Below are 13627 nucleotides of genomic sequence, written 5' to 3' on the forward strand. Positions count from 1 at the left end.
CTAATTTAAAAACATATTACAAGACAAGCCTGCGAATTTCTTTTATTTCTTCTAAATTATCCATTATCCAGCCTTCTGTCATATTTGAAAACTCAATCCAAAATCTAGTTTTGGCACTGGAATTTACACAATCTCTCCAGCTAGGGACCCACTTGCATAAATGATCTTTTAAAAACTTTTCCATTGCTGACAAAGCCTTTACTATGTTCTGCAAATCATCATCCATTTTAACATCACAAAGTCTTGCCATAAAAAACAGTTCAAAAGCCAAATGGTCTGCTGGCTCCTTGGGGCTCACCCCTAGTCCAAATTCACCATAAAATTTTCTTACGGAAAGTTGCGATTTTCCAAAAATAAGCCTATCCTTACTCTCATATACAGATTCCCACATAGGTGCTAAAATATGTCCCGGTCCAATAAACAATCTCTGATAATCCTCTAATAATTCTTCCTTGTATTTAGGATTCAAATGATTCCCATTTATTTCACCTAATATTATCGCAGCTTTACGGCAGACAGTCAAATTATTTTCCCATTTAAAAAGTTTTTCCAGTAAATCAGTACCTCTTAAAATTTTCAATCCTCTACTCAAGCTGCCTCTGTAAAAGAGGGCCAGTGTGGAATATACAGCTTCTTTTTCCATAAACCACAATTTCATATCATCCATAAAAAAATTCTCCTTATGTTTTTAATGCATCTTTATGTGGAGTAATTACTAACGCAGGTTTTGTAATACTCCCTTCAGGCATACCTTTTACTTCACAAGCATTTCCATATTTCTCTGTAAGCAAATTTAAGGGGCCATAATCTAAAACCCTCATTGGGCAGGCAGCCACACAGACTGGAGGCTTTCCCTCATCCAGCAAATCCATACAAAAATCACATTTCCTAACTTTTTTAACCCGGGCATCATATTGAGGTGCTTTATATGGGCAGGCCTTAATACAATTACAACATCCAATACATATATCTTCACAAATATATACAATCCCATCTTTTTTTCTTTTTTTAATTGCTCCCACAGGACAGTTTTTTATACATGCAGGATCAATGCAGTGATTACAGCTACTTGAAATCCAGAAGGCATATACATTAGGTATAATGGCCCTGCCCCTTTTTGTATAATTGCCGCCAGACACTTCATACACTCTTCTAAAATTTTGTCCTACCTCTAAATTATTTTTATCTTTACAAGCTATGCTGCATGTATTACAACCTGTACAATTTTTCTGTTCAAAATAAAATGCCAGTTGTCCGCACATTTTCAAGCACTTCCCTTTAATATACTTTTTCTATTTCAACTAAACTTGTATGGGATGGATTCCCAAAAGCCAATGGAGTTGGCTTGTATCTGGTTAAAACATTTATACATCCTCTCCTGTCAATTCCCTTTTCATCTGGAATCCACCAACCTCCCTGAGGTATGGAAGCAACTCCCGGCATAATCCTGCTGGTGATTTTTACAGGTAAAATTATAGTACCTCTGTCATTGTGTACTTTAACCATGTCTCCATCTTGAAGTTCCCTGGATTTTGCATCTTCACAATTTACAATCACCCTCTGAGGCTCCACTTCCTCCATCCAGCTCGTATTGTCAAAAGTTGAATGTACTCTTCTCTTTGAATGATGTCCTATGCATTGAATAGGATATTTTTCTGCCTGAAGATCTTCCGGTCCTTCCCATGCAGAAATATATTTAGGAACTGCTGGAATCTCTTTATGATTGTTCATTTTCCACAATTTCGTCGAAAAGATTTCTATTTTCCCTGAAGGCGTTGAAAATGGATTGTTTACAGGATCCTCAATTTGCTTTTTAAAGGCAATGCAGGGTTCATCATAAATCCAGCGATACACTCCTTTTTTCTTGAAATTCTCATAACATGGGAAGCCGGGGTTTTTATCAGCTGTTTTTGCAACAAGGTATTTTATCCAGTCATCTAATGATTTTCCCTCTGTAAATTTTTCTAGAAGTCCAAGCCTCCGTGATAAATCTTCTATCCATTTATAGGCATTTCGGCACTGAAACAAAGTATCAACTGCTTTATTCATGAAGAGTACATAATCACCGAATCCCCAGGGCGTAACTATGTCTTCCCTCTCCATCATATCATCTGCAGGCAGTATTATATCTGAAAGTTTTGCACTTGCAGTTAGAAAGTGATCACTTGTCACGATAAGCTCTACCAAATCCTCATTTTCCAAAAGCTTTGCAGTACCATTTGAATCCGTATGTTGATTTACAATACAGTTTCCCCCTAAATTAAATATAAGTTTTATATTAGAAGATAACTTGTCCGTCCCTCTAACACCAAGATTGGATCCCATACCTTTGCCCCTGATTATGGCATCCGGCCAGCTGAACATGGAAATTTTACTTTTATTGGGATTATAATGGGGAATTGATGCCACATAACCTTCTCTAACTGGATATCCCGTACCTGATGCCCAGCCTCCGCTAATACCCACATTGCCTGTCATAGAAGCTAGAACCGTTCCGCCTCTAGCTATCTGCTCTCCATAAGCATGTCTTTGAGGTCCAAAACCCTGTATCAATGCACCTGGTTTATTTAAAGCATATTCTCTTGCCAATCTGATTATAGTTTCTCTGGGTACCCCTGTAATAGCTTCAGCCCAGACAGGGGTTTTTGGTATTTTATCACTTCCCTTTCCAAGCACATAGTTCTTATAGGAATTTCCATATGGAATACCCGGTGGCATATGTTCCTCATCAAAACCAAGGCAGTATTTATCTAGAAATGTCTGATCCTGCAAGTTTTCAGTAATCATAACATATGCCATTGCATCAAGTAGTGCATTATCTGTAGTAGGCCTAATTGGAATCCATTCATCTGCAAGGGCAACTGCAGTATTGGAATAAATAGGATCAATGCTTATTATCCTTGCTCCTGCCTTTTTTGCCATTTTAAGATAATAGGAAGTATTTGTGCCATGTATTGTATCTGCCGGATTAAATCCAAGCAAAATGATGAGTTTTGAATTAACCCAGTCCTCCCTGCTGTTTCCAGTATATATAGTACCAAAAGTATAGGGAGTGGCCGCTTGGGTACAGGCTGTGCTGTAGGTTCCATAATAGGATAAATACCCTCCATACATTCCAAGAAGTCTTTTCATCCAGACATTCTCTGAAAGTTTTCCTTCATTTCCAGTGGCATATTGAATATATATGGAATCCGGTCCGTATTTATACATAAGTCTTTTTAAATTGTCTGCAATAGTATCCAGGGCTTCATCCCAGCTAATGGGTTCAAACTTGCCTTCACCCCGTTTTCCCCTGCGTTTCATAGGATACTTTAACCTGTCACAGTTGTACATGCGATTGCGATAAGAGCGGCATCTCAAACATCCCCTAAGCTGTGGCATTTTTTCTGTATCAGGAATGTCATCCTCAGTGGATATTCTCATCACACGATTATTTTTAACATGTGCTTTTATAATGCACCTCCCACCACAGTTATGTGATCCCGATGTGGGCACAATTTTTTCTTCTTCATCCATACTAAAATTTGATTCAAGAGGATAAAAGCCATCCTCTTGAATAAGGTCTCTTATAAAATTCAGATCCTTATAATCAATATTTAAAAGTTTTAACTTATCTTTATTCATTTACTCCTATTTCCCTTTCAACTTCATCTAATTGATCTTCCCCAAACACTTTAATACCATTTTGCCTCAGTAATTCAGTGGTTTTCCCCTGGCCTAACTTTTTAGTACCGGTAAATGTTCCATCATAAATACATGAACTTCCACAAGACGGACTATTCTGCTTTAGAATGGCAAATATTACATTCTCAGCTTTTGCCAGAGAAAGGGCTGCCTGTGCTCCTTTTTCATACTCACAAGTCACATCTACTCCAGTACTAGTAACTACTTTATCTCCTTGTCTCTGGGAAGCCGGTCTTGGAACAGGAAGCCCTCCATATACCTCCGGGCAAATACCTATCATTCGTCCTTCTTTGAGCCACTTAAGAAAGCGAGGATCATAACAAGCTGCATCTCCATTATTATAACGTACTTTTTGCCCTAACAGACATGAACTCACTAAAATTTTTCTTTTCATTATAATTATCCCTCCAAGTTTATCCGAAGGTCACCATTGCTAACACCCCAGCTTTATAAATAAAGTGGTGGATAATAAGCACTGCTATGCCCCTGGATTAGCTCTTCTAAGATTGGGTACGAAAATCCACCAAACCTTAGAATTACTTAATATTATAACATTAAAAAAATAAAAACTCCCTGCTGAAAAGTCCACAGGAAGTTATATTTCCCCACCTCTTAAAGCTCATTATGAAATTGATGATAATATTTTAGACAGCACTTAAATTTTTGTCTATAAGACCATGCTCCAGGAATATTTCCTCCAATCTCTGCTGTGACATAGGTTTTGGTATTACAAAATTATTGTTTCCCTCTATTGTTCTTGCAAGAGATCTGTACTCCTCTGCCTGTTTTGAATTTGAATCAAATTCTATAACAGTCTGTTTATGAATTTCTGCCCTTTGTACCACATTGTCCCTGGGAACAAAATAAATCAGTTGTGTACCAAGTTCTTTGGCAAATGCCTTCAAAAGTTCCTCTTCATTATCCACCACTCTGCTGTTGCATATTATTCCACCAAGTCTCACTCCACCTTTGTTGGCATACCTTTTTATACCCTTTGATATATTATTAGCTGCATAAAGTGCCATCATCTCTCCGCTGGCCACAATGTATATTTCCTTTGCCTTTCCTTCCCGAATAGGCATAGCAAAACCTCCGCATACCACATCACCTAGTACATCATAAAAAACATAATCCAGATCTTCTGTATATGCACCCAGCCTCTCCAGCATGTTTATAGAAGTTATAATACCTCTTCCCGCGCATCCGACTCCCGGTTCAGGGCCACCGGATTCAACGCATCTTATGCCGTTAAATCCTCTTTTCAAAATGTAATCCAGATCTACGTCTTCGCCTTCCTCCCTCAATGTGTCCAGTACTGTCCTCTGTGCCAGTCCGCCTAAAAGCAGCCTTGTAGAATCTGCCTTTGGATCGCATCCCACTACCATTACCTTTTTCCCAATTTCAGATAATCCTGCTGTCAGATTTTGTGTAGTTGTTGATTTACCTATGCCGCCTTTACCATAAATCGCTATTTGTCTCATATATTATTCCTCCATATCTTTTTTATTATAAAATTTTGTATTAGAATTAATACTCAAAAAAACTATGCACTTGCGCTTACTATGGTGGTATATATTTTTTCAATCAATGTAAGTGCCCCTTTGTATCCTACATAAGATTTTGATAAAACCACTTCATAGGATGCTGGAAACCCTACTTCCACTATGAATCCCTTTAACTCCTTAGCAAGATCTCTTTCCCAGGTGGTTCCAAAAATAATAGGTGGTTTATGACCAAAATCAGTTTCCCTTATTTTTTGATGAATCACATAGCTGTCCTCTTCAAATTCAACATCAGTAGAAACATCTTCTGCTATATTCTGATATTCATTACGGATAGCATCTCTATATTTTTCAGGCGGGTTTTCAGTAATAATCTGCCTTGCGGGTATGAGTCCCAGTTGATTTACCAAGAACTTAGTCAATGCCAGGTTATATGCACTATCGCCTATGACAGAAAATTTTGCAGGAAGCCCCCACCAGTACTCTGCATAAAAATCGGAAAAATCCTCCAAATACTCATAGTATTTTTTTTCTTCTTTTTCTATGAATTCCTCTGATTTACTTTTATCTATTCCTGCAAAATCCACCACTTTTCTTAAAAAACTGCTGGTCTCATTGGCTCCTATTGGAATTGTGGGAATATGAAGATATGGCTGACCATATTTTTCTTTTAAATGTTCTGCAGTTTTAAGTCCCAGCCATGGAGATAAAACCAGATTGAATTGAGCCTTCTTTACATTTTTCCATTCTGCTGCTCCCTGGGACTCATGTCCAAATAAAATATTTACTTTAAGTCCCACCCCCTCCAGTATCCTCTTTATTTCCACCAGATCACCTCTCCAGAAAGTATTGTGGAAAGGCAGCAGGGACCATACATTTACAAGTCCCTTTTCAAGAGACCCATTGTAATCACCTACATACTGATCTATGATGGCTTCTGTAACCAGTTCATGCCCTGTGAAATTATTTCCCTTAAATCCTCCTGTTTCTGCATAAACTATAGGAAGACCTTTTGTCTGAAACTCACCTACTACAGATCCCACATCATCACCTACAGTATCTGGAATACAGCCTGTCATAACTACAAACAAGTCCGCATCCAGGACTTTAAAGGTGGCATCTATAAGTTCTCTCAATCTGTCCTCTCCACCAAATACAACTTCCTTTTCATAAATATTAGTACTTGGTACAACTGATCCTCCACCATAACCTCCTCCTTGAAACCCATTATAAAAAGCTATGTTGGCTGTTTGTTTATCCACACAACCTGGACCGCAGTGGGCAATTGGTATTACTCTTGGAATTGCAAAAGCAGTATGCATGGCTCCAAGAGCACAGCCATATCTTATCTGCTCAATTGAATTTGATTTTTTTACAGCTTTGTTTGTATCTTTGCATTTCAGTTCTAAATCTATCAATTTATTCACTCCTATTCTCTACAAATGAACCTTGTTTTTGCAATATATAAGGATCCTTTTGTTGAAGCCACCATCTTGTATAAGGCAGTTTAACATGTTTTTTCAGATCCTGATGAAATTTTTTTCGTGCCAGTATATCCAAGATAGCTTCTCCTAGATTTATAATTCCCTGATAACCTACAGCATAATGTTCATCCCCTAGGGGAACCGCCGGAATTCCCATATGGGAAGCCAATGGCGCAAGCCCCCCATGCCTTATGATAATAAAATCAGGACTCACATTTTTAAGCAGACTATAAAATTGATACTGCTGTCTGTTGCTCACGCTGAAGTTTGGTACATCACCATAGTTATCTACTACAAATTTAAGGGAATCCTTTTTAGGATCGTTGTTGTCATAGGAAGGATCATGATGGAATACCAGTGAACCATCCACTTCCACACCCAGTTCTTTAAGCACTGCAATGAGTCCGTGGGAATATGCGGAACCTGTAGCTGCATAACCTCTTTTACCCTTTAGGGACTTTCTAAGCTTTTCAATTTCAGCAGCTATTCTTCTGTGTTCTTCTTCTATATATATTTCTGCTTTTTCTTCCCTGTGGGTCACTCTGCCTATTTCTCTTATCCAGGCGTCTGTCCCTGCTATGCCATAAGGCTGCGGAGCTTTAACTTCAGGAACTCCAAACTGCTGTTCTAGACCTGCTGCCAGGTAAGAAGACAGTGTATGGCAAAAGGAAACTGTGGCCGCAGCCTCTGAAAGCTGTTCCAGATCACTTACCGTAGCCATGTCCACAACATAGTTGACCCTTAGCCCGAGCTTTGATAATATAGGCGTGAAAACATCACTTCCCCATAGATTTATTACATTCACCAGATCTTTCTGCTTTTTTCTGGGATTTTTTCGCACTATCTGTCTCAATATTCCATGCTGGACCGCATCAAAACCTGTGCTCCAGTGCTTGGATCTAAATCCCTCGCAGTACATTGGAATAACTGGTATTTTAAACTTTTTCTGCATCTTCATGGCTACACTGTCTATATCTTCTCCAATAATTCCTGTGGCACAAGACGTTGCAATGAAGATTGCCTTGGGATGATGTCTCTCCCAGGCATCTTCTATAGATCGTTCCAATTTTTTATCAGCTCCAAATACCATATCCGTTTCTTTTATATTGGTATTTATCACTTTCATGTTCTCTATAGGCAATTTCCTGTTTTTGAGACCATTTCTATATATAGAATTACATGCAATCTGACTTGTACCGCAGCCTATTGGAGCATGTTGAATGAGAATTGCATCCCTGACCTCGCCGGCTTGACATTCCACCATTCTTTCGCTGCAGCTAGATCCTTGTGTAAAAGGTCCTATATTTTCACAAAGTCTTTTACCTCCATTACTTTTACACCCGGAGCAAGTGTACACAGAATCTCTTGAAAGTTCAGAAGCTCTTCCCGTCTTCCAGCCTATTATTGTTCCAAGACGTTCCTCTCTGGTTTTCACCACAGAAGTATCCAAATCAAGTTTCATAAATCATACCCTCTTTTCAATTCAATAAAACATTTACTCAACAATTGAAACATCTTCTGCCCATTTCTAAACCTTACTATACCTTTACAAGTTTTTTTCTTTTAAGTACATAAGGGCTTTTCTGAGCAAGCCACCATTTTGTATAAGGAAGTTTAATATGCTCCTTCAAATCTTTATGAAATTTTCTATGGGCGAGTATATCCAAAATAGTTTCACCTAAATTTAAAATTCCCTCATAACCTATTGCATGATGTTCATCTCCAAGTGGTGCCGAAGGTATACCCATTCTGGAAGCCAATGGTGCAAGACCTGCATGTCTTATAAGAATGAAATCAGGTTTTACATTTTTAAGCAGTATATAAAACTGATACTGTTGTCTGTTACTTACTGTAAAGTTTGGTACATCCCCATAATTATCTACTAAGAATTTCAATGAATCTTTATTTGGATCGTTACTATCATATATTGGATCATGATGGAAAACCAGTGAACCATCCACTTCCACACCTAGTTCTTTAAGCACCGCAATGAGTCCATGTGAATATGCAGAACCTGTGGCCACATAGCCTCTTTTTCCTTTAAGAAGTTTTCTAAGCTCGGCAAGTCTTGGAGCTATTTTCTTATGTTCTCTTTCTATATATGCCTCTGCTTTTTCTTCTCTGTGGGTAACTCTTGCAAGTTCTCTTATCCAGGCATCTGTTCCTGCTATACCATAGGGCTGTGGAGCTTTAATTTCGGGAACCCCAAATTGTTCCTCAAGGCCAGCAGCTAAATAAGAAGACAGAGTATAACAAAATCCCACGGTAGCTGCAGCTTCTGAAAGCTGTTCCAGATCTTCCACCTTTGCCAAATCCACTATATAATTGACCCTGAGTCCCAGTTCTGCAAGTATTGGTGTAAATACATCACTTCCCCATAAATTTATTACATTGACAAGATCTTCCTGTTTCTTTGGATTTTTACGTACCAGCTGCCTCAGTATTCCATGCTGGGTAGCATCAAATCCCGTGCTCCAGTGTTTGGATCTAAATCCCTCACAGTACATGGGAATAACCGGTATTTTAAGCTCTTCCTGCATTTTGCCGGCCACACTATCTATATCTTCTCCAATAATTCCTGTGGCACAGGAAGTTGCAATAAAAATTGCTCTGGGATGATGTCTGTTCCAGGCATCTCTTATGGATTGTTCCAATTTTCCAAGAGCTCCAAACACCATATCTGTCTCTTTTATATTGGTATTAATTATTTTAATATTTTCCACTGGCAGATTTCTGATTGCCAGTCCATTTCTGTATATGGAATTATAGGCTGCTTGCCCTGTACCGCAGCCTATAGGTGAATGTTGAATCAAAACTGCATCTCTTATATTTCCGGCCTGACACTCCACCATCTGCTCACTGCATCCTGAACCTTGAGTAAATGGTCCTATGGTTTCGCAAAGCCTTTTTCCACCATTTCCCCTGCAGCCCGCACAGGTATATGAAGAATCCTTGGAGAGCTCGGAAGCTTTTCCTGTTTTCCAGCCAATAATAGTACCAAGACGTTCTTCACGAGTTTTTACCACAGAAGTATTTAAATCAAATTTCATAAATTAAAACCTCCCATTATCTTATAAAAGTATTTACATATTTAAATTTACACCATTGAACATTTCCTCATTTCTATGAATTACAAATTTATTTTGAATAAATTTTATTATAGTATCCATTAATAGTCCGAGAAAAGCTATGATAATGGCAATGGCAAATATATTTTTTATGGCATAATTTTCCTGGTTATTTAAAATAAGCCATCCTAATCCTGAACTGGCACCCATCATTTCTGCAGCTACAAGCATAAAAAATGAATATCCACCACTAATTCTAATTCCCACAAAAACTGAAGGCAAAATTGAGGGCATAACTACTTTATAAAAAAATTTCCATCTTCCAAGGCCAAATCCCCTGGCAGCTTTTGCTATTAAAGAATCAATATGTCTAATACCATATATGGTATTAAACATTATAGGCCAGGTACATGTCCATGCAATTATTGCTATTTTAGGGATCTCACCAATACCTGAGAACAAAATGAGAACATGAAACAATATAAATGGATTCACTTGAGAAAAAATTTCTATAACAGGTTCTGCCATTAAATCCAATTTTGAGAACCATCCTCCAAGTAAAAAGCCAAGAGATATTCCAACTATAATTGAGATTACAAACCCCACCAATGCTCTTTCAACACTTATCGCTATACTTACAATAAGATTTCCCGATATAAACATATCCTTTAAAGTTAAAATCACACTTGTAAATGGTGGGATAAATAATGGATTTACTATTCCCAGCCTACTTACAATTTCCCATATTGCAATAAATATAAATATCACCAAAAATTTATAAAAAGTATCTTTACTGAATTTCATTAGCCCCCCCACCCGAACAACTTTATTTATTCATATCTTTGTCCATTTTCATATCCTTATGTTGATTTTCACCTTTATCATATTTAACATTGACATCTTTGTTTTCATTCATATGCATATGATACATATGAACGCCGCTGTCAGTACCTGCAATTTTAGACACATGTGCCATATAACTTCCCACTCCGATAACTACAGCCATAAATACAGCTATACCAGTCACTTGAATTCCATTAAACTTGGTTATAGTCTTTTTCCATTTTGTAAAACTGAAAATATGTGAGGATTCCTTCCATGAAAACAATTTATTTTGAATATATATTAAAAATCTATTTAAAGCTATCCCCAGAATTATAATGCATACACCAGCAGCATACATTCTAGGTATCTGATTATTCATAGCAGAATTATGAAAAAGCCATCCTACACCTGCAGTGGCACCTATCATTTCGGCTGCTATAAGCATAAAAAATGACATTTCAACCCCTACTCTAAGCCCTAGAAATACAGCTGAACCTGCTGCTGGTATCATTACCTTTTTTAACATCTGAAATTTAGACACATTCATGGATAAAGCAGTTTTTATTAAAACAGGATCTACTCTCCTGGCCCCTGATATAGTATTATACAAAAGAGGCCACATACAAACCCATGCAACTACTGACAACTTTGCAGCTTCTCCTATGCCAAAGAATAAAATAAATATAGGCATAAGTGAAAATGGATTTACCTGTGAAAGTATTCTAAAAAGCGGATCTAAAATATCTGCAATATAAGTAAACCATCCTCCAAGTAAAAATCCAAGGGGCACTGCAATCACAATTGCTATGAGAAGTCCTATAATCACCCTCCAGAGACTTACTATAATATGAATCAATAATCCATTATTAATCCATAACTCATATAATTGACCCAGGACTTTGGAAAATGGAGGTACAAACTGTGGATCCAAGACTCCAATTTCAGGCAGGACCTGCCACAAAACCAATATCAATATCACTCCACAATATTTCAATCCATAATATTCAAAATATTTATAGCCTATATCTATTTCCTTTTGCATTTTGTAACACTTCCTACAATTTAAAATTATTATACAGAAGCTTCTACCTGAATTTTATCAGTATCTCCATGAAGTAGCTCCCATATTCTATTTCTATTGGAATTAAATTCCTGAGAAGTTCTGATTTGAGCGTTAATTCTAGGTCTTGGAAGTTTTATATTTATAATTTCCTTAATTCTACCCGGGTTAGTTGACATCACTACCACCCTATCGGCTAAAAATACCGCCTCTTCAATACTATGGGTAATGAACACAATAGTTTTGTTGGTCTTCTCCCATATATTCAGCAATTCTTCCTGAAGAGACTCTCTTGTCTGGGCATCTACTGCCGCAAAAGGCTCATCCATAAGCAAGACTTCCGGATCATAGGCCAGTGCCCTTGCAATTGCAACTCTTTGCTTCATTCCTCCTGAAAGCTCATGGGGATATCTGTTTTCAAATCCATTCAGTCCTACCAGGTCTATAAATTTTTTACTTATCTGCTGTTTTAAATCTTTTGTCATGCCTTTTATTTCAAGCCCGAACTCAATATTTTTCTCTACAGTTCTCCATGGGAACAGTGCATAACCCTGCAGGATAATTCCTCTGTCCAGGGCAGGTCCCGTAATCAACTTCCCATCTATATAAACCTTTCCTGACGTAGGTCTTGACAATCCTGCCAGGATATCCAAAAAGGTAGATTTTCCGCAGCCGCTTGGACCTACCACTGTAATAAATTCTCCTTTTTTTACCTTTAGGCTAAAATTATCAAGTGCTAAAAACTCTTCATCTTTCTGGCGATTTTGTGATTTTATATTATAAGATTTTCTTACATTATCAATTACAATTTTATATTGCCTATCCTTTATATTTACACTTTCCTGTTTAGATTTTTCCACTACTTTTTTCATTTAAAACTCCCCTCCCATAGATTTTTATCATATTCATATTATTCTTTGACTATATAATTGGGCTGCGATCCCAAATTGCCATATTTGTCAAATTGATGAGTCACTATATCGCTAACCTTTACCTTTGCATTTTCAGGAAGTGCCCCGCTTGTTTTACTGCCATCTATCCACTGCTGTATATCCTTATCTTTTATAACTCCGTCATCTGCATAATAGTGATTGGCGCTTACAGGTACTCCTATGGCATCTGCCACCCACTTATTGACCTTGGCACGTTCTTTTTCATCAGGTACACTCTTGTTGATATATCTTTCTGCTTTTTTAATCGCCACTACAAATTTTGCAACTTCATCTGGATGCTGTTTTATAAATTTATCTGAGAAATAATAGAGATAAGTTCCTCCATTCTCACCAGCTATAGGCCTGCTTGTAGTTAATATATTTCCTATACCACTGTCTTCAATAGATTTATAAAAAGGAGGATGAACTACAGCAATTTGAATAAGTTCTTTCTTTAATGACAAAACCTGTTCTATATCCGGCATCTGAACCCATTCAATTTTGTCTAAAGATATATTGTTTTTAGCAAATAATATATCTGATAAAAAATCTACACAAGAATTTCTAGAGTTTGTTCCCACCTTAACCTTTCCTGGATATTTGTTGATATCTGCCAGTGTTTTTATAGGTCCATTTTTATTGCTTATCCACCACATATGTTGAAGGTGGGTATCGGTTACACTATCTGGCGGTTCAACAATAGATCTTGTTACACCTTTTACTTTTGCCCCTCCTTCAGATGCAATGGCCAGATTATTAGGATGGGCATCCCCAAAATCATTATTCCCATTTAATACTGATGGAAGACGCTGCGCCGGTTGAGTATCACCTGTATACTGTATTTTTAAACCCTGTTCTTTAAAATACCCCAATTTATCCGCTACTATAATAGGTGCAGCTGTGCAATCTTTTCTGCTCCAGGTTTTAAGAACCTGAAGCTCTCCATTTTTTCCAGCTGAAGCTTGCTTACTTCCTCCGCATCCGGAAAAAATTGATGCTGCCAAAGCCATTGAAACCACTGTTGAAATTAATTTTTTACTTTTCACATTTAATCCCCCTTAAAATATTCAAT

Annotated in this window: 12 protein-coding genes; all 12 read right to left on the reverse strand. The window is 37.5% G+C overall.

What is annotated here, in order from left to right; all coding sequences use genetic code 11:
* Window positions 1-16 precede the first annotated feature (16 nt).
* The 12 genes from AB8U03_RS08265 to AB8U03_RS08320 all read right to left on the reverse strand — a co-directional run bounded on the left by AB8U03_RS08265 (window position 17) and on the right by AB8U03_RS08320 (window position 13601).
* Complete coding sequence (locus AB8U03_RS08265; RefSeq protein ID WP_369704071.1) at window positions 17-667, reverse strand: TorD/DmsD family molecular chaperone; 651 nt, start codon at window positions 665-667, stop codon at window positions 17-19.
* Window positions 668-680: 13 nt separating this feature from the next.
* On the reverse strand, window positions 681-1262 hold the full coding sequence (locus AB8U03_RS08270; protein WP_369704072.1) for a DMSO/selenate family reductase complex B subunit: 582 nt from the start codon (window positions 1260-1262) through the stop codon (window positions 681-683).
* A 16-nt stretch (window positions 1263-1278) separates the two neighbouring features.
* Window positions 1279-3624 (reverse strand): DMSO/selenate family reductase complex A subunit, encoded by a 2346-nt coding sequence (locus AB8U03_RS08275; RefSeq protein ID WP_369704073.1) that lies wholly within the window; start codon window positions 3622-3624, stop codon window positions 1279-1281.
* Window positions 3617-4078: a DUF523 domain-containing protein gene (locus tag AB8U03_RS08280; RefSeq protein WP_369704074.1), complete on the reverse strand. Its 462-nt coding sequence runs from the start codon at window positions 4076-4078 to the stop codon at window positions 3617-3619. Before AB8U03_RS08280 ends, AB8U03_RS08275 begins: the two co-directional genes overlap by 8 nt.
* A gap of 250 nt (window positions 4079-4328) precedes the next feature.
* A complete protein-coding gene (nifH, locus tag AB8U03_RS08285; RefSeq protein ID WP_369704075.1) occupies window positions 4329-5165 on the reverse strand; it encodes a nitrogenase iron protein in 837 nt (278 codons plus the stop codon).
* Between the two features lie 62 nt (window positions 5166-5227).
* On the reverse strand, window positions 5228-6604 hold the full coding sequence (locus tag AB8U03_RS08290) for a nitrogenase component 1 (protein ID WP_369704076.1): 1377 nt from the start codon (window positions 6602-6604) through the stop codon (window positions 5228-5230).
* Between the two features lies 1 nt (window position 6605).
* Window positions 6606-8132 carry a nitrogenase component 1 gene (locus AB8U03_RS08295; RefSeq protein WP_369704077.1) on the reverse strand — a complete coding sequence of 509 codons (1527 nt, stop codon included), beginning with the start codon at window positions 8130-8132 and terminating at the stop codon, window positions 6606-6608.
* A 76-nt stretch (window positions 8133-8208) separates the two neighbouring features.
* On the reverse strand, window positions 8209-9720 hold the full coding sequence (locus AB8U03_RS08300) for a nitrogenase component 1 (RefSeq protein WP_369704078.1): 1512 nt from the start codon (window positions 9718-9720) through the stop codon (window positions 8209-8211).
* A gap of 33 nt (window positions 9721-9753) precedes the next feature.
* Window positions 9754-10542 carry an ABC transporter permease gene (locus AB8U03_RS08305; protein WP_369704079.1) on the reverse strand — a complete coding sequence of 263 codons (789 nt, stop codon included), beginning with the start codon at window positions 10540-10542 and terminating at the stop codon, window positions 9754-9756.
* A gap of 22 nt (window positions 10543-10564) precedes the next feature.
* Complete coding sequence (locus AB8U03_RS08310; RefSeq protein ID WP_369704080.1) at window positions 10565-11605, reverse strand: ABC transporter permease; 1041 nt, start codon at window positions 11603-11605, stop codon at window positions 10565-10567.
* A 29-nt stretch (window positions 11606-11634) separates the two neighbouring features.
* Window positions 11635-12495 carry an ABC transporter ATP-binding protein gene (locus AB8U03_RS08315; protein ID WP_369704081.1) on the reverse strand — a complete coding sequence of 287 codons (861 nt, stop codon included), beginning with the start codon at window positions 12493-12495 and terminating at the stop codon, window positions 11635-11637.
* Window positions 12496-12533: 38 nt separating this feature from the next.
* Window positions 12534-13601, reverse strand: coding sequence for an ABC transporter substrate-binding protein (locus AB8U03_RS08320; protein WP_369704082.1), 1068 nt, complete (start codon window positions 13599-13601; stop codon window positions 12534-12536).
* Window positions 13602-13627: the final 26 nt, after the last annotated feature.

Origin of the sequence: Clostridium moutaii, from assembly GCF_041205085.1 — a bacterium.
GTDB lineage: Bacteria > Bacillota > Clostridia > Clostridiales > Clostridiaceae > Clostridium_B > Clostridium_B moutaii.

What these genes read in the sequence shown, in the direction of transcription:
- AB8U03_RS08265 (WP_369704071.1), bottom strand. Translation starts at nt 667, where the DNA reads ATGGATGATATGAAATTGTGGTTTATGGAAAAAGAAGCTGTATATTCC.
- AB8U03_RS08270 (WP_369704072.1), bottom strand. Translation starts at nt 1,262, where the DNA reads ATGTGCGGACAACTGGCATTTTATTTTGAACAGAAAAATTGTACAGGT.
- AB8U03_RS08275 (WP_369704073.1), bottom strand. Translation starts at nt 3,624, where the DNA reads ATGAATAAAGATAAGTTAAAACTTTTAAATATTGATTATAAGGATCTG.
- AB8U03_RS08280 (WP_369704074.1), bottom strand. Translation starts at nt 4,078, where the DNA reads ATGAAAAGAAAAATTTTAGTGAGTTCATGTCTGTTAGGGCAAAAAGTA.
- nifH (WP_369704075.1), bottom strand. Translation starts at nt 5,165, where the DNA reads ATGAGACAAATAGCGATTTATGGTAAAGGCGGCATAGGTAAATCAACA.
- AB8U03_RS08295 (WP_369704077.1), bottom strand. Translation starts at nt 8,132, where the DNA reads ATGAAACTTGATTTGGATACTTCTGTGGTGAAAACCAGAGAGGAACGT.
- AB8U03_RS08300 (WP_369704078.1), bottom strand. Translation starts at nt 9,720, where the DNA reads ATGAAATTTGATTTAAATACTTCTGTGGTAAAAACTCGTGAAGAACGT.
- AB8U03_RS08305 (WP_369704079.1), bottom strand. Translation starts at nt 10,542, where the DNA reads ATGAAATTCAGTAAAGATACTTTTTATAAATTTTTGGTGATATTTATA.
- AB8U03_RS08310 (WP_369704080.1), bottom strand. Translation starts at nt 11,605, where the DNA reads ATGCAAAAGGAAATAGATATAGGCTATAAATATTTTGAATATTATGGA.
- AB8U03_RS08315 (WP_369704081.1), bottom strand. Translation starts at nt 12,495, where the DNA reads ATGAAAAAAGTAGTGGAAAAATCTAAACAGGAAAGTGTAAATATAAAG.